General features: G+C 64.3%; 20 protein-coding genes. 12 read left to right on the top strand and 8 right to left on the bottom strand.

Going from position 1 to position 21625, the window contains the following annotated elements; all coding sequences use genetic code 11:
* Positions 1-13 precede the first annotated feature (13 nt).
* Both ACODTA_RS05365 and ACODTA_RS05360 read right to left on the bottom strand, forming a co-directional pair.
* Positions 14-505, bottom strand: coding sequence for an RNA pyrophosphohydrolase (locus ACODTA_RS05365; RefSeq protein ID WP_489064766.1), 492 nt, complete (start codon positions 503-505; stop codon positions 14-16).
* A gap of 64 nt (positions 506-569) precedes the next feature.
* A complete protein-coding gene (locus ACODTA_RS05360) occupies positions 570-1499 on the bottom strand; it encodes an alpha/beta hydrolase (RefSeq protein ID WP_489065391.1) in 930 nt (309 codons plus the stop codon).
* Between the two features lie 99 nt (positions 1500-1598).
* On the opposite strand from ACODTA_RS05360, the gene ACODTA_RS05355 reads away from it, so the two are divergent.
* From ACODTA_RS05355 to ACODTA_RS05330, 6 genes are all read left to right on the top strand, one after another.
* Complete coding sequence (locus tag ACODTA_RS05355; RefSeq protein ID WP_489064765.1) at positions 1599-2501, top strand: histone deacetylase family protein; 903 nt, start codon at positions 1599-1601, stop codon at positions 2499-2501.
* 133 nt (positions 2502-2634) lie between these two features.
* A complete protein-coding gene (locus ACODTA_RS05350; protein ID WP_489064764.1) occupies positions 2635-4509 on the top strand; it encodes a 2-oxoacid:acceptor oxidoreductase subunit alpha in 1875 nt (624 codons plus the stop codon).
* 22 nt (positions 4510-4531) lie between these two features.
* Entirely contained in the window at positions 4532-5560 is a 1029-nt protein-coding gene (locus tag ACODTA_RS05345) for a 2-oxoacid:ferredoxin oxidoreductase subunit beta (protein ID WP_489064763.1), read from the top strand.
* A gap of 57 nt (positions 5561-5617) precedes the next feature.
* The gene (locus tag ACODTA_RS05340; protein WP_489064762.1) at positions 5618-6973 is read left to right on the top strand and encodes a cryptochrome/photolyase family protein; all 1356 of its coding nucleotides are present in this window, start codon (positions 5618-5620) and stop codon (positions 6971-6973) included.
* 69 nt (positions 6974-7042) lie between these two features.
* Positions 7043-8293: a class I SAM-dependent methyltransferase gene (locus ACODTA_RS05335; protein WP_489064761.1), complete on the top strand. Its 1251-nt coding sequence runs from the start codon at positions 7043-7045 to the stop codon at positions 8291-8293.
* Between the two features lie 17 nt (positions 8294-8310).
* On the top strand, positions 8311-9492 hold the full coding sequence (locus ACODTA_RS05330) for a serine hydrolase domain-containing protein (RefSeq protein WP_489064760.1): 1182 nt from the start codon (positions 8311-8313) through the stop codon (positions 9490-9492).
* A gap of 4 nt (positions 9493-9496) precedes the next feature.
* On the opposite strand, the gene ACODTA_RS05325 is transcribed toward ACODTA_RS05330, so the two are convergent.
* The 3 genes from ACODTA_RS05325 to purF form a co-directional block, all read right to left on the bottom strand.
* Positions 9497-9829, bottom strand: coding sequence for a PilZ domain-containing protein (locus tag ACODTA_RS05325; RefSeq protein ID WP_489064759.1), 333 nt, complete (start codon positions 9827-9829; stop codon positions 9497-9499).
* A gap of 68 nt (positions 9830-9897) precedes the next feature.
* Complete coding sequence (locus ACODTA_RS05320) at positions 9898-10614, bottom strand: SDR family NAD(P)-dependent oxidoreductase (RefSeq protein WP_489064758.1); 717 nt, start codon at positions 10612-10614, stop codon at positions 9898-9900.
* An 88-nt stretch (positions 10615-10702) separates the two neighbouring features.
* Positions 10703-12172: an amidophosphoribosyltransferase gene (gene purF / locus ACODTA_RS05315; RefSeq protein WP_489064757.1), complete on the bottom strand. Its 1470-nt coding sequence runs from the start codon at positions 12170-12172 to the stop codon at positions 10703-10705.
* Positions 12173-12300: 128 nt separating this feature from the next.
* Between purF and ACODTA_RS05310 the strand changes: the two genes are divergently transcribed.
* From ACODTA_RS05310 to ACODTA_RS05290, 5 genes are read left to right on the top strand one after another with little or no spacing between them, the layout of a single operon-like run.
* The gene (locus tag ACODTA_RS05310; protein WP_489064756.1) at positions 12301-12474 is read left to right on the top strand and encodes a hypothetical protein; all 174 of its coding nucleotides are present in this window, start codon (positions 12301-12303) and stop codon (positions 12472-12474) included.
* 59 nt (positions 12475-12533) lie between these two features.
* Positions 12534-12893, top strand: a complete 360-nt coding sequence (hisI, locus tag ACODTA_RS05305) for a phosphoribosyl-AMP cyclohydrolase (RefSeq protein WP_489064755.1) — start codon at positions 12534-12536, stop codon at positions 12891-12893.
* Positions 12890-13411, top strand: a complete 522-nt coding sequence (locus ACODTA_RS05300; RefSeq protein ID WP_489064754.1) for a hypothetical protein — start codon at positions 12890-12892, stop codon at positions 13409-13411. The genes hisI and ACODTA_RS05300 overlap by 4 nt, the downstream gene beginning before the upstream one ends.
* Positions 13412-13443: 32 nt before the next feature.
* Positions 13444-13878: a MerR family transcriptional regulator gene (locus tag ACODTA_RS05295; RefSeq protein WP_489064753.1), complete on the top strand. Its 435-nt coding sequence runs from the start codon at positions 13444-13446 to the stop codon at positions 13876-13878.
* A 31-nt stretch (positions 13879-13909) separates the two neighbouring features.
* Positions 13910-15712 carry an acyl-CoA dehydrogenase C-terminal domain-containing protein gene (locus ACODTA_RS05290; RefSeq protein ID WP_489064752.1) on the top strand — a complete coding sequence of 601 codons (1803 nt, stop codon included), beginning with the start codon at positions 13910-13912 and terminating at the stop codon, positions 15710-15712.
* Between the two features lie 121 nt (positions 15713-15833).
* Here the strand turns inward: ACODTA_RS05290 and ACODTA_RS05285 are convergent, their stop codons facing one another.
* The gene (locus ACODTA_RS05285; RefSeq protein WP_489064751.1) at positions 15834-17900 is read right to left on the bottom strand and encodes a S9 family peptidase; all 2067 of its coding nucleotides are present in this window, start codon (positions 17898-17900) and stop codon (positions 15834-15836) included.
* A gap of 173 nt (positions 17901-18073) precedes the next feature.
* Between ACODTA_RS05285 and ACODTA_RS05280 the strand changes: the two genes are divergently transcribed.
* A complete protein-coding gene (locus tag ACODTA_RS05280; protein WP_489064750.1) occupies positions 18074-18640 on the top strand; it encodes an OmpA family protein in 567 nt (188 codons plus the stop codon).
* Positions 18641-18717: 77 nt separating this feature from the next.
* Here ACODTA_RS05280 and ACODTA_RS05275 read toward each other — a convergent pair whose 3' ends face one another.
* The gene (locus ACODTA_RS05275; RefSeq protein WP_489064749.1) at positions 18718-19218 is read right to left on the bottom strand and encodes a SixA phosphatase family protein; all 501 of its coding nucleotides are present in this window, start codon (positions 19216-19218) and stop codon (positions 18718-18720) included.
* A gap of 2 nt (positions 19219-19220) precedes the next feature.
* Positions 19221-21536 carry an ATP-dependent Clp protease ATP-binding subunit ClpA gene (clpA, locus tag ACODTA_RS05270; protein WP_489064748.1) on the bottom strand — a complete coding sequence of 772 codons (2316 nt, stop codon included), beginning with the start codon at positions 21534-21536 and terminating at the stop codon, positions 19221-19223.
* Between the last annotated feature and the right edge of the window lie 89 nt (positions 21537-21625).

Below are 21625 nucleotides of genomic sequence, written 5' to 3'. Positions count from 1 at the left end.
CGGAATGTGCGGCTTAGGTCGGACGGAGGTGCGGTGCGAATTCCCGCAGGACCGCTTCGTAGAGCGTTCGCTTGAACGGCACGATCATTGCGGGAAGATCGGCGGGATCAGCCCATTTCCAGGCGCGGAATTCGGGATGCTCGGTTTCGATCCTGACGTCGCCGTCCTCACCCAGAAAACGCATCAGGAACCAGGTCTGGCGCTGTCCACGGTAGCGACCCTTCCATACCTTGCCGATCAAATCCGCCGGGAGATCGTAGAACAGATCTTCCGAGGAGCGCGCGAGCACTTCGATCAGGTGCGGTGCGACGCCGGTTTCTTCGCCGACCTCGCGGATCGCGGCTGCCTCTGCTTCCTCTCCCTCATCGATCCCGCCTTGAGGCATCTGCCAGGCCTCCAGCGCATTATCGATCCTCTGACCCACGAACACCTTGCCCGTGCGATTGACAAGCATGACCCCTGCGCAGGAGCGATAGGGCAGGGATGCCGGGTCGATGGTCTTCATGGTTTCGGCCATCAATATTCTCTCGCTGGAACGTTCAGGGTTGAAGAGGTCATGAATCCGGGCGTCACCCCGCCGCCTGCGCCATCACGCGCTGGGCCTCGGCCTCGACGACAATGTCCTTCAGCACTGCGAGTGCGCCGGCTATATCTCCCTTGGTCGAGGGGATCGCCTTCGTCAGGTTGACGAAGCCATGGATGTTGCCAAGTGCCTCGCGGAACGAGACCGCGACGCCGGCGGCAGCGAGCGCGCCGGCATAGGCGCGGCCCTGGTCGCGCAGCGGGTCGAGGCTGGCGGTGAGCACCAATGTCGCCGGCATGCCGGCCTGACTGTGGAGCAAGGGGTCGGTGCGGGCATGACCGGCCGTGGCGGCATAGGCGCCGGTAAACCATGCCATACTGTCCTTGGTCAGCAGAAAACCTTCGCCGAACTGGCCGAACGATTCGTATTTCGCGACCTGATCGACGACGGGATAGATCGGGAATTGCGCGAGCACGGGAATGGCGGCCGGCACATCGCGCAACGCCATCGTTGTCACGATGGTCAGGTTGCCGCCCGCGCTGTCGCCCGCCAGGACGAGCCCGGTCGCGACGCGACCCAGTTGGCCGGGATTGCCCGCCACCCAGCGCGCCGCCGCCTCGCAATCGTCGGGGGCGGCTGGCCATGGGTTCTCGGGTGCCAGCCGATAATCGACCGCGATCACCGGCATGTCGAGCAGGCGCGCAGCCTCGGCGCAAAAGGGTTCGTGGGTGTGAAGGTCTCCTATGACGAAGCCGCCACCATGGAAGTAGAGTAGCATCGGTCCCGGCGCGCGACTGTCCCTCGCGTCGTAGAGGCGCGCGGGGATGGTCCCGCCAGGGCCCGGAATTTCGAGATCACGGATCAATGCGAGTTCGCCGACGGCGACGTCGGTAAGGTCGCGCATCGCGCGGGTCATCTCGCGTGCCGCTTCAGGCGGCAGTTCGTGCGTCTTGGGGCCGGGGAAATTGTTGAGCATGTCTAGGAATGCACGCGTATCCGGGCGGACAAAGGGGGTGTCGGTGGCATCGGACAAAGCGGCTCTCCTTTTTCGCGCAGCTTGCTGTAGTTAGGCACTGTGCTCCATGTCGTCCATCACCCCGATTATGTGACGCCGGCGACGCCGGGCGGGCAATTCCCCTGGGACAAATATGGGCTGGTGATGGATGCGCTCGCCGAAAGCGGCGTCGCTTATCGGGTTCATCGCCCGGAACCGATGCCGCTGGCGCGGATCGCCGACGTCCATGATCCCGACTATGTGGCGGAAGTGGCCGAACTGCGCGTGCCGGCCGCCAAGGCGCGGCGGATCGGCTTTCCGGTGACCGAACGGGTGGCGCGGCGCGCGCGGACGACGCCGGGGGGAACCTGGGCCGCGGCGCGGCTGGCGCTCGTCCATGGCTATGCCGCGAATGCGGCGGGCGGCAGCCATCACGCGTTGTACGATACCGGCGCGGGCTATTGCGTTTTCAACGATCTGGCGGTCGCCGCGAACCGGCTGGTGGCCGATGGCGATGCGCGACGGATCATGATCGTCGATTGCGACGTCCATCAGGGTGACGGCACGGCGTCACTCCTGGCCAAGAACCCTGAATTCATGACATTTTCCATTCATGCCGAAAAGAATTTCCCGGTGCGCAAGGCGAGATCCACGCTCGACATCGCCTTGCCCGACGGCACCGGCGACGCCGCCTATCTCGATGCCCTGTCGCACCATCTGCCACCTTTGGTCGCGGATTTCGCGCCCGATATCATTCTCTATCAGGCGGGCGTCGATCCGCATGCGGAGGACCGGCTGGGGCGACTGGCGCTGAGCGATGCCGGGCTGGCGGCGCGCGACCGCTTCGTGGCCGAACTGGCGCGGAAGCGGGGCATTCCGCTCGCCAGCGCGCTGGGCGGCGGCTATGGCGCGGACCGGATGGCGATCGCGCGCCGTCATGCGCAAACGATGATCGTCATGTCGGCGATGCTCTCCCGAACGTGATCGGATCGTCGCGGAGTCCCTGTCGCGAAGTCCTGATTGCCGGCCCCGCCATTATTTCTACTTTGCGACAATGCTTCGAGCGGCCTAGACTGCCGATCGAAGCTCAAGAAAAACAAGCAGGACGTTCGCAGATATGGCATCCGCCGCACATGAGGTGACCCCGCGTGAGGCCGCCTCTCATCCAGTACCCGAAGCTGTCGTGGTACGTTTCGCAGGCGATAGTGGAGACGGGATGCAGCTGACCGGTGGTCAGTTCACGCTTTCCACCGCGCTCGCCGGGAACGACCTGGCGACTTTTCCCGATTTTCCTGCCGAGATCCGCGCGCCGCAGGGCACGCTGTTCGGCGTTTCGGCGTTCCAGATCAACTTCGGATCGACCGAGGTCGAGACCGCGGGCGATGCGCCAGACGTGCTGATCGCGATGAACCCGGCAGCGCTCAAGACCAATGTCGGGCAATTGAAGGACGGCGGGCTGATCATCGCCGATGAGGGCGAGTTCGGCGCGCGCAACCTTGCCAAGGCCAATTACGAGGTCAATCCGCTCGAGGACGAGAGCCTTGCCCGCTGGCAGGTGATGAAGCTCAATATCTCGCAACTGACACTGGAAGCCGTGAAGCCGTTCGGGCTCGGCAACAAGGAAGCGCTGCGCTGCAAGAATATGTGGACGCTGGGGCTGGCGCTGTGGATGTTCGGCCGCGATCGCAAGCCGATCGTCGACTGGCTCAATTCCAAGTTCGCCAAGGCGCCGACGCTGGCGGAGGCGAACATCGCCGCGCTCAATGCTGGCCATGCCTATGGCGAGACCGCCGAGCTTTCCGGCCCGATGCAGCAGCATTTCATCGCGCCAGCCCCTGCCGCACCGGGGCTGTACCGTACGGTGACGGGCGCGGAATCTATTTCGCTCGGGCTGGTCGCCGGCGCGCAGCTTGCCGGGCTGCCGATGTTCTTCGGCGGCTATCCGATCACGCCGGCCTCCGCGATCCTGCACCACCTGTCGCGGCTGAAGGAATATGACGTCACCACCTTCCAGGCGGAGGACGAGATCGCCGCGATCGCGAGCGCGATTGGCGCGTCCTATGCCGGTTCGTTGGGGGTCACATCTTCGTCGGGGCCGGGAATCGCGCTCAAGACCGAGGCGATCGGCTTGGCGATCATGACCGAGCTGCCGCTGGTCATCGTCAATTCGCAGCGTGGCGGCCCCTCGACGGGCCTGCCGACAAAGACCGAGCAGTCGGATCTCTATCAGGCGGTCTATGGCCGTAACGGCGATGCGCCGATGCCGGTGATCGCGGCACGCAGCCCCGCCGACGCGTTCGATTGCGCGATCGAGGCGGTGCGGCTGTCGACCCAGTTCATGACGCCGGTGATGCTGCTGACCGACGGCTATATCGCCAATGCCGCCGAGCCATGGAAAGTGCCCGACATGAGCGGTTACGAACCGTTCCCCGTCGCCTTCCAGGACGAGGCGCCCGACGGCAAGCTGCTGCCCTATAGCCGCGACGAGAAGCTCAAGCGCCCCTGGATCAAGCCCGGCACGCCCGGCATGATGCATCGGATCGGCGGCATCGAGAAGCAGATCGACACCGGCCATATCAATTACGAGGCCGCCAACCATCAGGCGATGACCGATATCCGCCAGAACAAGGTTCTGGGGATTGCCGATCATATTCCGGATCAGGATGTGACGCTGGGCGAAGCGGGTGGCAAGCTGGCGATCGTCGGCTGGGGATCGACCTTCGGCCCCATTCACCAGGCCGTTCGCCGCATGCGCGCGCGCGGGCATGACGTGCATCATATCCATATTCGACACATCTGGCCGTTGCCGAAAAATCTTGGTGATCTTCTAAAGAGTTATGAGAAGATCCTGGTGCCGGAAATGAACACGGGGCAGCTCAAGACGGTGCTGCGCGACCAGTATCTGGTCGATGCACGGCCGCTCAATAAGGTCTCCGGCCAACCCTTCCGCATCGCCGAGATCGAAGCGGCCATCGAAAGCGCGCTCGGCTGAGCCGGGCGACAGAGGATCTACCATGAACGAGATGACCAAGCTCACCATCAAGGATTTCGAGACCGACCAGGAAGTGCGCTGGTGCCCGGGCTGCGGCGACTATGCGATCCTGAAGGCGGTGCAGCGGACGATGCCCGAACTGGGTGTGAGGCCGGAGAACACCGTGTTCATCTCCGGCATCGGCTGCTCCAGCCGCTTCCCCTATTATATGGAAACCTACGGCTTTCACACGATCCACGGCCGCGCGCCAGCGATCGCGACCGGCGTGAAGCTGGCCAACCCCGAACTCGACGTGTGGATCATCACGGGCGACGGCGATGCGCTGTCGATCGGCGGCAATCATACGATGCACCTGCTGCGCCGCAATCTCGATTGCCAGATCCTGCTTTTCAACAACGAGATCTATGGCCTTACAAAAGGCCAATATTCTCCCACCAGCCGCGTCGGCACGCGTAGCCCATCGACGCCGTTCGGATCGGTCGACCGGCCGGCGAGCCCGTGCAGCTTCGCGATCGGATCGGGCGCGCGTTTCGTGGCGCGCGGCATCGATACGCACAAGAACCTGCCCCAGGTGCTGAAGGCGGCGCATGCCCACAAGGGCGCGAGCTTTGTCGAGATCTTCCAGAACTGCATCGTCTATAATGACGATGTCTTCGCGGGCTTCACCGACAAGGCGAATGCGCCGGCGAACCAGATCTGGCTGACGCAGGGCGAGCCGATGCTGTTCGCGGGCAGTGCCAAGGGGCTGACGCTCGACCGCGAGGCGCTGCGCCTGCGCGTCGTCGATGTGGTCGATGGCGACTGGCAGGCCGCCGGCGTCATCGTCCATGACCAGACCAACAAGGGGCTGGCGCAGATGCTCGTCGAAATGACGATCGAGCATGGCTTCCCGGTGGCGCTGGGCGTGATCTATGATCATCCCCGACCGACCTTCGAGCGGGCGGTCGTCGCTCAGAATGCCGAAGCCGCCAAGGGCAAGGTCGCAGACCTGCAGAAGCTGGTCAGCAAGGGCCAGACTTGGCAGGTCGAGAAGGAACCGCACGTCATCTGACGCGATATCCGGGTATCGGCCGGCTTTTCCGGACCGATCGCGCGACAGGTGGGGCATATGACGAGCATCGTCTGGTTCAGGCAAGATCTACGTTTATCGGATCAGGCGGCGCTATGCGCCGCCGTGGCGGAAGGGCCGGTCATCCCGGTCTATGTGCTCGACGATGACGGGCCGGGCGACTGGCGGATCGGCGGCGCGCAGCGCTGGTGGCTCCATCAAAGCCTCGGAAAGCTCGATACCGCGCTGCGTGGCCTGGGGTCGCGGCTGATCCTGCGGCGCGGCAGGGCAGTGGCGGAAGTTGCCAGGCTGGCGCGCGAAAGCGGCGTCGAACGGGTGCACGCCATCCGGCATTACGAACCCTGGTGGATGGCGGCGGAAGCCCAGTTGGCCGACCGACTCGCACTCTGCGTGCATGACGGCAATCAGCTCGCGCCACCGGACAGCATTTCGACGGGTTCGGGCGGGCGCTATAAGATTTTCTCGGCTTTTTGGGGGGCATTGAGGGTTCATATGCCCCCGCCAGCTCCACTGGCTGCGCCTGGGGCGATTGCCGCACCTGATGCTTGGCCGACAAGCGAGGAACTGGCCGATTGGGCACTGCGCCCCACATCGCCCGATTGGGCGGGGGGCTTCGCCGATTGGGCGCCGGGCGAGGATGGTGCACAGGCGGCGCTCGCGGATTTCGTCGCGGAGGCGGAGGATTATGCGCAGCGTCGCGATTTGCCGGCGGTCGAGGGCACGTCACGCCTGTCGCCGCATCTTCATTTCGGGGAAATCTCGCCGGCGACAATCTGGCATCGCCTGGGGCGCCATGCCGAATTCCTGCGCGAACTGGCCTGGCGCGATTTCGCGACCGGTACGATCATGGCGTCGCCCGACTATGCGATGCGCAATGGCCGGCCCGCCTTCGATCGTCTGGCCTGGCGGACGGGCGGGGCGGCCGATGACGATTTCCGGGCCTGGACAAGAGGTGAGACGGGTTATCCCATCGTCGATGCCGGTATGCGGCAGCTCTGGAAAACCGGCTGGATGCACAATCGCGTGCGGATGATCACGGCATCCTTCCTGGTGAAGCATCTGTTGATCGACTGGCGCCGGGGCGAACGCTGGTTCTGGGATACGCTGATCGACGCCGATCTCGGCAACAACGCGGTCAATTGGCAATGGGTCGCCGGCACCGGCACCGATTCCAACATGTTCGGACGGATCATGGCGCCGCTCGTCCAATCGGCGAAGTTCGACGCAGGGGACTATATCCGCGAATGGGTGCCGCAATTGCGGCATCTGGACGATGACGTGATCCATGATCCCGAGTCGGCCGGAGTAACGCTTGAAGACTATCCCGCGAAGATCGTCGAGCACCGTGAGGGGCGTGAGCGTGCTCTGGCCGCAGCCGCGAAAATGCGCGGCTGACACTCTCGCGCGGCGCATCGGCGCGCTCGGCGATTGAATTGCCGCTCCATCGGCTTCATGCTGCGACGAATGGATGGGGCGCCGGAACGGAATGGCGGTAATGCCGGGGGGACGGCCGCGAACCGATTGGTCGCGCCGCTCTATCACCGCATCCTCGATCGGATCGACCAGGGGCTGGAGGCCGGTGCGATCGAAGCGTCGCTGCCAGACGGCACATGCAGGATATTGGGCGGACGACAGCCGGGGCCGACCGCGATCGTTTCCCTGACGAGCTGGCGCGCGCTGCTGCGACTGGTGCGTTCGGGCTCCGTCGGCTGGTACGAAGCCTGGCGTCGCGGCGAGTGGAACAGCCCCGATCCGGTGCCGTTGTTCGATCTGTTCATGCGCAATCGCGTGCCGCTGGGTGAAGTGGGCCGTGCGCGTGGCCTTTCCCGTCTGGCCAAACGGATCGGTCATATGCTGCGACGAAACCATCGCCGAGGCGCGCGCCGCAATATCGAGTTTCACTATGATCTCGGTAATGATTTCTATCGTTTATGGCTCGATCCTACGATGACATATTCGAGCGCGATCTTCGCCGAGCCGATTGATGCCGATGAACCGCTCGAAAGCGCCCAGACCCGCAAGATCGAGGCTATGCTGGCGCGCCTTGACTTGAAGCCGGGCGAAACATTGTTCGAGATCGGATCGGGCTGGGGCGGGCTCGCCGAAGTCGCGGCGCGCGACCATGCCCTGGATGTGACGAGCATCACCCTGTCACCCAGTCAGAAGCACTTTGCCGAGATAAGGATCGCCGATGCCGGGCTGGCAGGACAGGCGCGTTTCGAACTGGTCGACTATCGCGATGCGTTGGGCCGCTATGACGGCGTGGCGAGTGTCGAGATGGTGGAGGCGGTTGGGCGCGAATATTGGGACGATTATCTCGCGGCGATCCACCGTCTGCTCAAGCCGGGCGGCCGGGCCGCGATTCAGTATATCGCGATCGCCGACGAGATTTTCGATGCCTATGCGAACGGCGTCGATTTCATCCAGCGCTATGTTTTTCCAGGCGGACTGCTGCTGTCCGAACGGATTTTCCGTGCGATCGCCGAGCGGACAGGTTTTGAATGGCGCGACCGCAGCGGCTTCGGCCTTCATTATGCAGAGACGCTGCGCCGCTGGCGCGAGGGTTTCGATGCCGCCGTGAGTGCGGGTCGATTGTCTGACAATTTTGATAATGAATTCATTGGATTGTGGAGATATTATCTCATGTATTGCGAAGGTGGGTTCCGCGGGGGCGGGATCGACGTCGCACAAGTCACGCTGGTCAAGGCGCGATAAAGGAAGAGGGGGAAGGCATGAGGATGGGCTTTGGGGCGGCGCTGTTGCTGGCGCTGCTTGGCGGCGACGCGTCGCGCGCGGAAGCGCCGGTGAAGGTGACGGCCGCGAATGCCGATCGGTTGCGGCAAGCGGGCGCCGAGATACTGTTCTGGAATCAGGCCGAGCGGGATGCGCGTTTCCCGCATATGGAGACGCAGTTTCCCGGCGACGTCGCCGGGCATTCGCGCAAGCCCTATCCCCTGCCCGATGGCAAGCCACTCGACCTGGGGCCTGGCGATCCAGCCGGCGCCTATATGGCGGCGAACAATGTCGCGGGGCTGATCGTGGTTCAGGACGGCAAGGTGCGGCTGGAACGTTATACGCGAGGGCATTCTCGCGACGGCCGTTATACCAGCTTCTCGGTCGCCAAGTCGCTGACCTCCACGCTGGTTGGTGCGGCGGTGCAGGATGGCTTTATCAAGTCGATCGATGATCCGGTGACGCGCTATATCCCCGAACTGGCGGGAAGTGGCTATGACGGCGTCACGGTACGCCAGATATTGACGATGACCTCCGGTGTGCGGTGGAACGAGGACTATACCGATCCCAATTCGGACGTAGCATCAATGTACAAGGTGCCGCCCGGGCCGGGCGAGGATGCGACCATCGCCTATCTGCGCACATTGCCGCGCGAAGCGGCGCCAGGCAGCAAATGGGTTTACAAGACCGGTGAGACCAATCTGATCGGCGTGCTCGTCAGCAAGGCGACGGGCAAGACGCTCGCCCGATATGCCGAGGAGAAGATCTGGCGTCCGTTCGGCATGGAGCGCGATCTGTTCTGGATGGTCGATGCCGGTGGTCAGGATATCGGCGGCTGCTGCATTTCGGTTTCGCTGCGCGACTATGCGCGGATCGGCGCATTCGTGCTGGCAGATGGCATCGCAGGTGGAAAGCGCGTTGTCCCGAAAGGCTGGTTCGCCGCGGCGACGCATGCCCAGGCGTCAACCGGCCGCCCCGGTTTCGGCTATGGCTATCAATGGTGGACCAACCCGAATGGCAGTTTCCAGGCGCAGGGCATTTTCGGCCAGCTCATCTATGTCGATCCGGCACGCAAGCTGGTGATCGCGATGTCGAGCGCCTGGCCGAAAGCGACCGATCTGGCGCTGGGCTCCGCACGGATGACGTTCGTGCAGTCGATCGTCGCCGCGACTGCGCGTTGAGCGTTCAGTACCGATGGCGCGACAGGATCAGGTCGAGCACCGCCTGATTGAGCAGGTTGGCGAAGGCGCAGCCGATATTCGCGCCCTGCGCCCAGACCACCTCGGCCTGCTGGCTGCCCAACCCCGGCAATGTCAGCCAGCATAATGTACCCGGCCGCAACCCATTGAAGGTTTCGCAGGCGAAGCCCGAGATCGAGAGATTGGTGACGGTGACCGAAAAGGCGCTTGCCCCTGAAGGGCGCAGCATCGATGGGATGCAGACCCTGACGCGCGGCGCGCAACGATCTTCCTGCGCGGCGAAGGCATATGGGCCGGCAGCGTCGGATTGTGAAATCATCGCAAGACCCCCCTTGCTTAACGTGCCGGGGAGAATCGCACGCAAGTCCTTTGATCGGATTGAGGAAGTCAGTTAATTCTTTCCCACAGTCCGGTCTCGAAATCCTCATCGGCCAGCGCCGCGATCCGCTCGGCGACGACCTTGGGCGACTTGATTGTCGAAGGATCCTCGCCGGGAAACGCCAGCGCGCGCATCGCTGTAGCGGTGGCGCCGGGATCGACGATCGCGACGCGGATCGGCGACAGGTTCTTCACTTCCTCGCCATAGGCGCCGACCAGCGTTTCGAGCGCCGACTTGGACGCGCCATAGGCGCCCCAGAAAGCGCGCGGGGTACGGCCGACGCTGGAGGTGACCGCGATCACGCGGCCCGCAGTGCTGCGCTTCAGCAGCGGATCGAAATTGGCGAGCAAGGCCTGCGATGCCAGCAGATTGAGCGTCAGCAGCTTGTTGAATTCCTTGGCGTCGATCGTCGTCACCGGGCCGAGCGACCCCAGCATGGCCGCGTTGATCATCAGCATGTCGAGCGCATCCCAGCGGCTGGAGATCGCGCTGGCGAGCCGGGCGATGCTGTCGCCGTCGGTCAGATCGAGCGGCGCGATCGTGGCGCTGCCGCCGGCCGCATGAATGCGTTCCTCAACGGCTTCCAGCGCATCGGCGGTGCGGGCGGTGAGCACCACATGCGCGCCGCGCGCGGCCAGGGCCTCGGCGGTCGCGGCGCCGATGCCGCGGCTGGCGCCCGTGATCAGGGCGAGCTTTCCGGAGAGGTCCGTTGTTGGTCCAGTCATCACAAGTCCGTTCATGTCGAGCGAAGTCGAGACACGCCGGCACGCGTCCCTCGACTTCGCTCGGGACCAACGGGCCTTGATGTCGGGGTTAATTGACCCGTTCGGCGAGCAGCGAGAACTGGTCTTCCGGGGCGAGATCGTCCTGGTCGGTCAGCGTCGTCGGATAGTCGCCGGTGAAGCAGGCGTCGCAATATTGCGGCCCGATATCGGCGCGCTGCGTCTCGCCCAATGCGCGATACAGGCCGTCGATCGAAACGAAGGCCAGGCTGTCGGCATGGATGAAATCGGTCATCCCCGGAATGTCGAGCTTGGCGGCGAGCAGCTTGGCGCGTTCGGGTGTGTCGACGCCGTAGAAGCAGCTATGCCGGGTTGGCGGGCTGGCGATGCGCATATGCACCTCCTTGGCGCCGGCATCGCGCATCATCTGGACGATCTTGAGGCTGGTGGTGCCGCGCACGATCGAATCGTCGATCAGCACGATGCGCTTGCCGTCGATCAGCGCCCGATTGGCATTATGCTTCAGCTTGACGCCCAGGTGGCGCACCTTGTCGCCCGGCTGGATGAAGGTGCGCCCGACATAGTGGGAGCGGATGATGCCGAGTTCGAAGGGGATGCCCGATTCCTGCGCATAGCCGATCGCGGCGGGAACGCCCGAATCCGGCACCGGAATCACCAGATCGGCGTCGACCGGCGCCTCGATCGCGAGCTGCGCGCCGATCGCCTTGCGCACCGAATAGACCGACGAACCATCGACGATCGAATCGGGGCGCGAGAAATAGACGTGCTCGAAGATGCAGGGGCGGGCGGCGCGCTTGCCGAATGGATGGACCGATTCGATCTCGCCCTCGCGCACCAGCACCAACTCGCCCGGCTCGATGCTGCGGATATAGTCCGCGCCGACCACGTCGAGCGCGACGGTTTCGGAGGCGAAGATGAACGAATTGCCCAGCTTGCCCATGACGAGCGGACGGATGCCCAGCGGATCGCGGCAGGCGATCATGCCTTCGGGCGTCATGCAGATGAGCGAATAGGCGCCTTCCAGATGGCGGAGCGCATCGATGAACTTGTCGAGCAGCGTCCGGTAGGTGGACGTGGCGACCAGATGGATGATCACCTCGGTGTCCGAAGTGGACTGGAAGATCGAGCCACGGCGCACCAGATCGCGCTTCAGCTTCATCGCGTTGGAAATGTTGCCGTTATGCGCCACCGCGAAACCACCTGAGGCGAGATCGGCATAAAGCGGCTGTACGTTGCGGAGCGCCGTCTCACCCGTGGTCGAATAGCGGACATGTCCGCAGGCATTGTGGCCCGGCAGGCTACGGATGACGTCGTCGCGGTCGAAATTGCCCGCGACATGGCCCATCGCGCGGTGCGTATGGAAGTGATCGCCGTCGAAGCTGGTGATGCCGGCGGCTTCCTGCCCGCGATGCTGCAATGCATGCAGGCCGAGAGCGACCATCGCCGAGGCGGTTTCAGCTCCGGCGATGCCGAAAATGCCGCATTCCTCGCGGAGCTTGTCCCCGTCGTCCAGGGATTCAAATGGGTGTGTGGTGAGCATCGATTCGTCTGCACGGTGAAGGGGTCGAGCGGCATATAGGACCGCAAAGCCGATTTGTCGCCCTTTGCCCGCAATTTTGCGCGGAGCCGATCGCCGACCCGTGCGTTGGTCGGCTGGAGACGCTGGATATGGTGAAGAAACAAGAGGCGCTGACTGAGAGCGAAATGCTCATGGAAGCGCTGATTTCGCAGGGTTGCTCGGTCGAGGCGGCGGAGCGCATCGTGCGCGCCGGAGAGGTTCGCCGCACGCGGCGCATGTCGTGGGGTGTCGACAAGGGTGATATTCCGACCACGCGGCATTGAACCACGGGTCGCGCGATCGGCGCTTTGAATTTGAGCGCGCGCCGGACTAGATCAGGCATATGACCAGTGAACGCGAGAGCGGCGCGACGCTCGATCCGAAATATGACGTCAACGGGCTGGTGACCGGGGTGGTCACCGCGCGTGACGGTGCATTGCTGATGGTCGCGCATATGAATGAAGAGGCGCTGGCGCTGACCCAGTCGACCGGCGAGGCCCATTTTTGGTCGCGCAGCCGTGGTCGGCTTTGGAAAAAGGGCGAAACCTCGGGTCATGTGCTCCGCGTCGTCGAAATGCGCGTGGATTGCGATCAGGATGCGATCTGGATCGTCGCCGATCCTGCCGGTCCCGCCTGCCACACCGGCGAGCCGAGCTGTTTCTATCGCCGGATCGTCGATGGGCGGCTGGAGAGGGTGGATTGAGAACGGCCCTGGCGCTCTGCCTGTTGCTCATGGGCTGCTCGGCCCAGAAACCGGCCGACAACGCAGCCGTTGGCGCCACCAGCGATCTGGAGACCGCCGCGATCGCCGCGGGCGCGATCCCCGATCCCAGGACGGCGCCGATAGAGGGACTCTACGAACGTAGTGGTGACGGCGGCCCCGATCGCGTCTGCCTGTTGCGCGATGGTGGTGAAGCCTATCGCATCGGCATCGACGTCATGTTCGGCGACGAGACGGAGTGTATGGCGCGGGGGAGTGCCGTTCGCAAAGGCGAACAGGTGGTGATCACGCTGGCGGGCAAGGGGGAATGCCGGATCGAGGCGCGTTTCGACGGACGGGAGATCGCCCTGCCCGGATCGGTGCCTGATGGGTGTGCCGCCTATTGCACGAAACGTGGATCACTTGCCGGATTCGCTCTCGGTCAATCGAGCGCTTTGCGCGCCGATGCCGCGTCGGTGGTGGCGCGCGATGGCCGTTTGCTGTGCGAGGCGCCGGCTTGACGTTAACGTGAACGTAAAATAATGTGTGGTGCATGGCTTATGCTTCGACTCATGCAACGCTCGAAACGCCGGACATTCGCGACCGGCATGTCTATAGCATTTCCGACCTGTCCGAGGAATTCGGCGTCACCGCGCGTGCGCTGCGCTTCTACGAGGACGAGGGGCTGATCGCGCCGATGCGGCGCGGCACCACGCGCATCTATACCAAGCGTGATCGGGCGCGCCTCGCCTGGATCCTTCGCGCCAAGCGGGTGGGGTTCAGCCTGTCGGAAATCCGGGAGATGATCGATCTCTACGATCTTGGCGACGGGCGGCATGTTCAGCGTCGCGTGACGGTGGAGAAGTGCAACGACCGGATCGCGCTGCTCAAGCGTCAGCGTATCGATATCGACGCACAGATCGACGAGCTGACGCGCTTCGTTGGAATGGTCGAGAAAGCGGACGCACAAAGCGAAACAAAGGCCTGAGCCGGGCTGAAACCATTTTTGGAGAGTTTGAATGCCGATCTATTCCGCGCCGGTGCGCGACACGCGTTTCGTTCTGGATTCGGTGATCGGGCTCGATCGCCACACCAATCTGCCCGGCTTCGAGAATGCCGGCGCCGACATGGTGGAGGCGGTGTTGAGCGAGGGTGCGAAGTTCGTCGAGGACGTGCTGTTTCCGCTCAACCAGTCGGGCGACGCGGAAGGCTGCACGCGCCATGCCGACGGTTCGGTGACGACTCCTGCGGGTTTCAAGCAGGCCTATGACCAGTTCGTCGCCGGCGGCTGGACGACGCTGTCCGCCCCCGAAGAGTTTGGCGGGCAGGCGCTGCCGCACGTGATTTCGACCGCGTTCGAGGAATATCTGATCAGCGCCAACATGGCGTTCGCCATGTATAACGGCCTCACCATGGGCGCCGTCTCCGCCATCCTGGTCAAGGGATCTCCCGAGCAGAAGGCGAAATACGTTCCCAAGATGGTCGCCGGCGAGTGGGGCGGTACGATGAACCTGACGGAGCCGCAATGCGGCACCGATCTGGGGCTGATCCGGACGCGCGCGGAGCCGCAGGCAGATGGCAGCTATGCGATCACGGGCACCAAGATCTTCATCTCTTCGGGCGAGCACGACCTGACCGAGAACATCATCCATCTGGTGCTCGCCAAGACCCCAGGCGCGCCGGAGAGCAGCAAGGGCATCAGCCTGTTCATCGTGCCCAAGTTCCTGGTCAACGACGATGGATCGCTCGGTGAACGCAACGCGGTGAGCTGCGGATCGATCGAGCACAAGATGGGCATCCACGCCAATTCGACCTGCGTGATGAACTATGACGGCGCGACCGGCTGGCTGATCGGCGAGGAGAACAAGGGGCTTGCCGCCATGTTCATCATGATGAACGCGGCGCGGCTCGGCGTCGGCCTGCAAGGGCTCTCGCAGGGCGAGGTCGCATATCAGAATGCCGTGCAATATGCGCATGACCGTCGCCAGGGGCGCGCGCTGACCGGCCCGGTCGAACCCGGCGAAAAAGCGGACACACTGTTCGTCCACCCCGATGTCCGCCGCATGCTCATGGAAGGCAAGGCGCTGACCGAAGGGCTGCGTGCGCTGTGCCTGTGGGGGGCGCTCCAGGTCGATCTGGCGCACAAGGCCGCGACCGAGGAAGAACGCCAGGCGGCGGATGACCTGATCTCACTGCTGACCCCGGTGATCAAGGGCTATGGCACCGATAAGGGCTATGACATCGCGACCACCAGCCAGCAGGTCTATGGCGGGCACGGCTACATCGTCGAATGGGGGATGGAGCAATATGTCCGCGATGCGCGGATCGCGATGATCTACGAAGGCACCAACGGCGTGCAGGCGATGGATCTGGTCGGCCGCAAGCTTGCGCAGAATGGCGGCCGTGCGATCCAGCTTTTCTTCAAGATCGTCGGTGAGGAAGCGGCGGCGGCCAAGGGCAACGCCAAGCTCGCCGATCTGGCGGGGGGGCTCGAGAAGGCGCTGGGCCAGTTGCAGGCGGCAACGATGTGGCTGATGCAAAACGGACTGGCCAATCCCAACAATGCCGGTGCTGCCGCCGTTCCCTATCTCCACCTGATGGGGATCGTCGCGGTGGGCCTGATGTGGCTGCGCATGGCAACGGCGGCCGATGCCGCGCTTGAGGCGGGCAGCGGCGACGCCGGCTTCATGGAAGCCAAGCTGGTCACCGCGCGCTTCTTCGCCGAACGGATCATGCCCGATGCGGGCGCGCTGCGCCGCAAGATCGAGGGCGGTGCGGAAAGCCTGATGGCGCTACCGGTTGAAGCCTTCGCGCGGGGGTGATTTGCCTACCGGGCTCCGTTGGGGCTGAGCCTGTCGAAGTCCTGTCCTTTTCTTGCGCTTTGGCGTTGAAGGAGGACAAGGCTTCGACAGGCTCAGCCCCAACGGGAATCTGGGTTTTTGATCAATTGCCCGTCTGTGCCGGCTTGTCGGTGCGATATCGGTCGAACCAGGACAGGATCGCGGACGCCTTGGCGGCCGCTTGCGACGGGCGCGCGGCGATGCCGCCATGGCTGGCCTCGGGCACCTTCACCAGCGCGGTCGGCACGCCGCGAAGCTGGAGCGCCGCATAATATTGTTCGGATTCGCTGACGGGGGTGCGATAATCCTGGCTGCCGACGACGACGAGCGTCGGCGTCTTGACGTTGCCGACCAGTGACAGCGGCGAACGCTTCCAATAGCCCTGCGGATCTTCCCAGGGCAGTTTGCCGAACCAGTATTTCGCGAAATAGGGCGTGTTGTCGGCGGTGAGCACGAAGCTGGCCCAGTCGATCACCGGCTTTTGCGTCGCTGCCGCCTTGAACCGGTCGGTCTTGCCGACGATCCAGGCGGTGAGCACGCCGCCGCCCGATCCGCCCGTCACGAACAGATTGTCGGGATCCGCCACGCCCGAAGCGATCGCGGCATCGACTGCCGCGATCAGGTCACCATAATCGTCGGCGGGATAGCTCTTGTCGATCAGCCGCGCGAATTCCTCCCCATAGGAGGTGGAGCCGCGCGGATTGGTATAGAGCACGGCATAGCCCGCGGCCGCATAGAGCTGGACGTCGGTCGAGAAGGCCGGGCCATAGGCGCTGTGCGGGCCGCCATGGATTTCCAGGATCAGCGGCACGCGCTTGCCCGCGACATGGCCGGGGGGCAATGCAAGCCACGCCGGCACGGTGCGGCCATCGGGCGCGGTGACCGCCAGTTCGCGCACCTCCGCCAGTGTCTTCGCACCCAGGAAATCGTCGTTCAGCCGGGTCAGCCGCCGCGTATTGCCGCCGCTTGCGACCGAAACGTCGGACGGGCGAAGCGCGGTGCCGCTGGTGAAGGCGACCGCGCCGCCCTTCGACACGCTGAATTCGCCGCCGCTATAGGGGCGGTCGAGCCCGGAACCCGCCAGGCCCGTGGCGACGGGCGTGACCGCGCCGTCGAGCGTGATGCGGGCGACGCGGTTGGATCCACGATCGTCGTAGAGCGCGTAGAGCGAGCGGCCGTCCGCGGCCCAGGCAATCCTGTCGATGCTGCGATCGAGCGAGGCGGTAAGCGATCGTACGCCGCTGCCGTCGCGGTTCATCACATAGAGCTGGGTGTCGCGGTAGCTATAGCCCTTGTCGTCGAAACCCAGATAGGCGACGCGGCTGCCATCGGGCGAGACGGCGGGATCGGTATCGGGGCCGTCGCGGCTGGTGAGCGCGCGGATCGTACCGGTCGCGATGTCGAGCGCCTGGATTTCGCTGTTGATCGGATTGCGCTGCCAGTCGCCCGTGCGCACCGCGCTGAACAACAGGGTCTTGCCGTCCGGCGTCCATGCGAGCGGACCATTGTCATGCCAGGCGCCGAAGCTGAGCTGGCGCGGCGCGCCGCCTTCGGCCGAAACCATGAAGATATGATCGAAGCCGGGTTTCACATAACCGCCGCCGTCCTGGCGATAGACGACCTTGTCGATCACTTCGAGCGGCGGCGCCCAATTGGCGCCTTCGGGTTTCACGGGCGCCTTGCCCAGTTTCATGCCGTCATCGGGCACCGTCATTACATAGGCGATGCGGCTGCCGTCGGGCGACCAGGAGATGGCGTTCGGGCTGTCGGGCAGGCCGGTCACGCGCGCCGACGCGCCGGTTTCCATCCAGCGCACGAACAATTGCGCGCCGCCGCCTTCACCCGTCGAAACATAGGCCAGACGCTTGCCGTCGGGCGACCAGCGCGGCTGGCTGTGCGCACCGGGGCCGGCGATCAGCGGCGCCTGGGCGCCGGTGCGCACGTCGATCAGCCATATCGAGGGCCGGGCTCGATCGGTCATCACGTCGTTCGATCGGCGGACATAGGCGATACGGGTTCCGTCCGGACTGATCTGCGGATCGCTCGCGGCCTCCAGGCCGAACAGGTCGCCGCCCTGGAGCGTCCGGGCGGGACCATCGGCAGGCGCGGCGAATGCCGGAACGGCGGCGGCGGAAAGGAGAAGCGAAAGGCAGAGCGCGCGGCGGATCATCGATGGACTCCGGCAGGAACGAGGATGCCGGCACAATGCGACTTTCCGGCACGGAAGCAAGAGGGAGAGGTGGCCGAAATGGATCGGATACCGATGCGAAAGCGCTTGTCAGCATCGCCGCAAAACCCATAGTCTGGAAGGGCTGCGCGTGTCCGTTTCGGGGGTCTAGGGCGATGATGTTGCTTTCGTTCCGCTGGCTGGTTCTTCCGGCGTCTATTCTGGCCTTGTCCGCATGCGGGCGCGGCGAAAAGGCGCCCGACGCGAATGCGCAGGCTGCACGGCAGGTGGAATCGCGCACCCAATTGATCGGCCTGCCCAATGGCGCGACGATCACGGTCGAACAGGGATCGGTGGGGCAGCAACTCGCGGTCTATCTGGCATCGACCGATCCGGCGCCGCGCAGTTTTCAGATCGGCGGCGACCAGTTCGCGGATTGGTCCGCCACCGCCCGGCCTGAAGTGCGTGCCATGGTGCCGGGACTCGTCGAATTGCTCAAATCCTACCCCGCTGTCCGCCTGCGCCTGGTCGGCCATACAGACAATGTCGGCGAGCCAGCGGCGAACTTGAAGCTCTCCGAGGATCGCGCGAGGATGGCGAGGCAGCATCTGGTCGATGCCGGCATTTCAGAGGGCCGGATCGAGGTGGAGGGGAAGGGGCTGACCCAGCCGATCGCCGATAATGCCACCGTCGAGGGGCGTGCGCGCAATCGCCGGGTCGAGCTGATCGTGATCGCGAAATAGATCCTATTCCGTCTTTGCGAGCGTAGCGAAGCAATGACGACGTGTTGGAATTTGGCCGGTCAGCGCGCAGGCCTGCTTCACGGGAAGGGCAGTACGGACTCCGTCGCGACACCTCCACGCCTTGGCACACGCCAGATCTGGCCGTAACGGGTATGCGGGATCTCGCGTGGCCCGATCGCACCCATGCGGCGGATCAGATCGGGCACCGTGTTGCTGTGGCCGACGATCAGCACCACGCCTCGCGTACGCTTGACGCGGTCGAGCAGCCGGTCCGGATCGGCGGCGTCATAGGTTTCAAGCGGGACGCCCAGGCGGCGGGCAAGCGGCCCTGCCGTTTCCATCGCGCGGCGCGTCGTGCTGGCGAACACCGCGCGCGGACGATCGCGGAACCAGGTGGCCAGGCGATCGGCCTGGCGCTTGCCGGCGGGCGACAGGCCGGGGTCGTCGCCGGCCCCGGCACCGCTCTGTTGCTCCAGATGGCGCATGATATAGACATCATCGGCCGACTGCGCCGCCGCGCCGGCGGGTAACATCGCCAGCGCGGCGAGCAGCAGCAATGATGCCGTGCGCCGCCGCATTGTTACGCCTTGGCTTCCGACTTCGTTTTGCCGCCCTTTTTGGGCTTTTTCGGCGCCGCTGGCGTCACCTCGAAGGCGAGCGCGTCGTCCTTCAGGTGCACGCTGACCTCGCCCCCATGGACGAGCTTGCCGAACAGCAGTTCCTCCGCGAGCGGCTGCTTGATCTTCTCCTGGATCAACCTGCCCATCGGGCGAGCGCCATAGAGCTTGTCGTAACCGCGCGCGGTGAGCCATTTCTTGGCGTCGTCGTCGAGCGTGATGTGGACGTTGCGATCGGCCAGTTGCAGTTCGAGCTGCAGGATGAATTTCTCGACCACGCGGCTCACGACCTCGGTCGGCAGGTAGCCGAAGGGCACGATCGCATCGAGACGGTTGCGGAACTCGGGCGTGAACATCCGCTTTACCGCTTCCTCGCTCGCATCCTCGCGACTAACATTGCCGAAGCCGATGCCCTCGCTCGCCATGTCGGACGCGCCGGCATTGGTCGTCATGATCAGCACGATGTTACGGAAATCGACGGTCTTGCCGTGGTGATCGGTCAGCTTGCCGTTGTCCATCACCTGCAACAGGATGTTGAACAGGTCTGGGTGCGCCTTCTCGATCTCGTCGAGCAGGAGCACGCTGTGCGGCTGCTGGTCGACCGCGTCGGTCAGCAGTCCGCCCTGATCATAGCCGACATAGCCCGGGGGAGCGCCGATCAGCCGCGAGACGCTGTGCCGTTCCATATACTCCGACATGTCGAAGCGCTGGAGCGGAATGCCCATGATGCTGGCAAGCTGGCGCGCGACCTCCGTCTTGCCGACGCCCGTGGGGCCGGAGAAGAGGTAGTTGCCGATCGGCTTGTCGGGATCGCGCAGGCCGGCACGGCTGAGCTTGATCGCCGACGCCAGCGTTTCGATCGCCAGATTCTGCCCGAACACGACGCGCTTCAGGTCGGTCTCTAGATTCGCGAGCGTCGCCTTGTCGTCGGTCGAGACCGATTTGGGGGGGATGCGCGCCATCGTCGCGACCACCGCCTCGATCTCTTTGGGCGTGATCGTCTTCTTGCGCTTGCTCGGCGGTACCAGCATCTGCATGGCGCCGACTTCGTCGATCACGTCGATCGCCTTGTCGGGCAGCTTGCGGTCGTTGATGTAGCGTGCCGACAGATCCACCGCCGCCTTGATCGCGTCGGGCGTGTATTTGACGTTGTGGTGCTCCTCGAACGCCGAGCGCAGGCCGGCCAGGATCTTCACCGTATCCTCGATCGTCGGTTCGTTGACGTCGATCTTCTGGAACCGGCGCAGCAGCGCGCGGTCCTTCTCGAAGTGATTGCGGAATTCCTTGTAGGTGGTCGATCCGATGCAACGGATCGTGCCGCCCGACAAGGCCGGCTTGAGCAGGTTCGATGCATCCATCGCGCCGCCGGATGTGGCACCGGCACCGATCACCGTGTGGATCTCGTCGATGAAGAGGATGGCGTGAGGAAGCTTCTCGAGCTCGTTCACCACCTGCTTCAGCCGTTCCTCGAAATCGCCGCGATAGCGCGTGCCGGCGAGCAGTGCGCCCATGTCGAGCGAATAGATGACGGCAGGGCGCAGCACGTCGGGCACGTCGCCTTCGACGATCTTGCGCGCCAGGCCTTCGGCGATCGCGGTCTTGCCCACGCCGGGATCACCCACATAAAGCGGGTTGTTCTTGGAGCGCCGGCACAGGATCTGCACGGTGCGGTCTACCTCGGCCGAACGCCCGATCAGCGGATCGACCTTGCCGTTCTTGGCCTTTTCATTGAGGTCGACGCAGAACTGCTTGAGCGCGCTTTCGCCCTTCTGTTTGCCGTCCGCCTTGGTGGCCTTTTCCTCCTCGGCGCCCTTCACTTCGCGTGGCTCGGGCGCGGCGTTGCCCTTGCCGACGCCGTGGCTGATGAAGCTGACCGCGTCGAGCCGGCTCATATCCTGCTGCTGGAGGAAATAGACGGCATAGCTTTCGCGCTCGGAAAAGAGCGCGACGAGGACGTTCGCGCCGGTCACTTCGTCGCGGCCCGAGGACTGGACATGCAGGATGGCGCGCTGGACGACGCGCTGGAAACCGCTGGTGGGGGAGGGGTCGGTCTCACCCTCGACCTTCAACGCCTCGAGCTCATTGTCGAGATAGGTGGCGACGGCATCGCGCAGTTCACCCAGGTCGACGCCGCAGGCGCTCATCACCTGCCCGGCATGCTCGTCGTCGATCAACGCGAGCAGGAGATGCTCCAGCGTGGCATATTCGTGACGCCGGTTTGACGCGGCCTCGAGCGCCTTGTGAAGCGTCTTCTCAAGCGCGCTGGCGAAGGATGGCATGATATTTCACTCCGATGCGGGGCGAGGGACGCCGCCCCGGTAATACCCTATGTCGGGATTGCGGCCGCCTTCATCAAGAATGGCCGCGA

This window comes from Sphingomonas sp. FG14 (genome assembly GCF_057809675.1).
Note: the sequence above shows the minus strand (reverse complement) of the source record. Positions and strands in the feature narration are given on the sequence as shown.

Coding starts and splice junctions, on each gene's coding strand:
- ACODTA_RS05360 (WP_489065391.1), bottom strand. CDS start 1,499: ATGCTCAACAATTTCCCCGGCCCCAAGACGCACGAACTGCCGCCTGAA.
- ACODTA_RS05295 (WP_489064753.1), top strand. CDS start 13,444: ATGGCTTATGCTTCGACTCATGCAACGCTCGAAACGCCGGACATTCGC.
- hisI (WP_489064755.1), top strand. CDS start 12,534: ATGACCAGTGAACGCGAGAGCGGCGCGACGCTCGATCCGAAATATGAC.
- purF (WP_489064757.1), bottom strand. CDS start 12,172: ATGCTCACCACACACCCATTTGAATCCCTGGACGACGGGGACAAGCTC.
- ACODTA_RS05330 (WP_489064760.1), top strand. CDS start 8,311: ATGAGGATGGGCTTTGGGGCGGCGCTGTTGCTGGCGCTGCTTGGCGGC.
- ACODTA_RS05280 (WP_489064750.1), top strand. CDS start 18,074: ATGATGTTGCTTTCGTTCCGCTGGCTGGTTCTTCCGGCGTCTATTCTG.
- ACODTA_RS05290 (WP_489064752.1), top strand. CDS start 13,910: ATGCCGATCTATTCCGCGCCGGTGCGCGACACGCGTTTCGTTCTGGAT.
- ACODTA_RS05320 (WP_489064758.1), bottom strand. CDS start 10,614: ATGACTGGACCAACAACGGACCTCTCCGGAAAGCTCGCCCTGATCACG.
- ACODTA_RS05340 (WP_489064762.1), top strand. CDS start 5,618: ATGACGAGCATCGTCTGGTTCAGGCAAGATCTACGTTTATCGGATCAG.
- ACODTA_RS05275 (WP_489064749.1), bottom strand. CDS start 19,218: ATGCGGCGGCGCACGGCATCATTGCTGCTGCTCGCCGCGCTGGCGATG.
- ACODTA_RS05365 (WP_489064766.1), bottom strand. CDS start 505: ATGAAGACCATCGACCCGGCATCCCTGCCCTATCGCTCCTGCGCAGGG.
- clpA (WP_489064748.1), bottom strand. CDS start 21,536: ATGCCATCCTTCGCCAGCGCGCTTGAGAAGACGCTTCACAAGGCGCTC.
- ACODTA_RS05335 (WP_489064761.1), top strand. CDS start 7,043: ATGGATGGGGCGCCGGAACGGAATGGCGGTAATGCCGGGGGGACGGCC.
- ACODTA_RS05325 (WP_489064759.1), bottom strand. CDS start 9,829: ATGATTTCACAATCCGACGCTGCCGGCCCATATGCCTTCGCCGCGCAG.
- ACODTA_RS05310 (WP_489064756.1), top strand. CDS start 12,301: ATGGTGAAGAAACAAGAGGCGCTGACTGAGAGCGAAATGCTCATGGAA.
- ACODTA_RS05285 (WP_489064751.1), bottom strand. CDS start 17,900: ATGATCCGCCGCGCGCTCTGCCTTTCGCTTCTCCTTTCCGCCGCCGCC.
- ACODTA_RS05345 (WP_489064763.1), top strand. CDS start 4,532: ATGAACGAGATGACCAAGCTCACCATCAAGGATTTCGAGACCGACCAG.
- ACODTA_RS05350 (WP_489064764.1), top strand. CDS start 2,635: ATGGCATCCGCCGCACATGAGGTGACCCCGCGTGAGGCCGCCTCTCAT.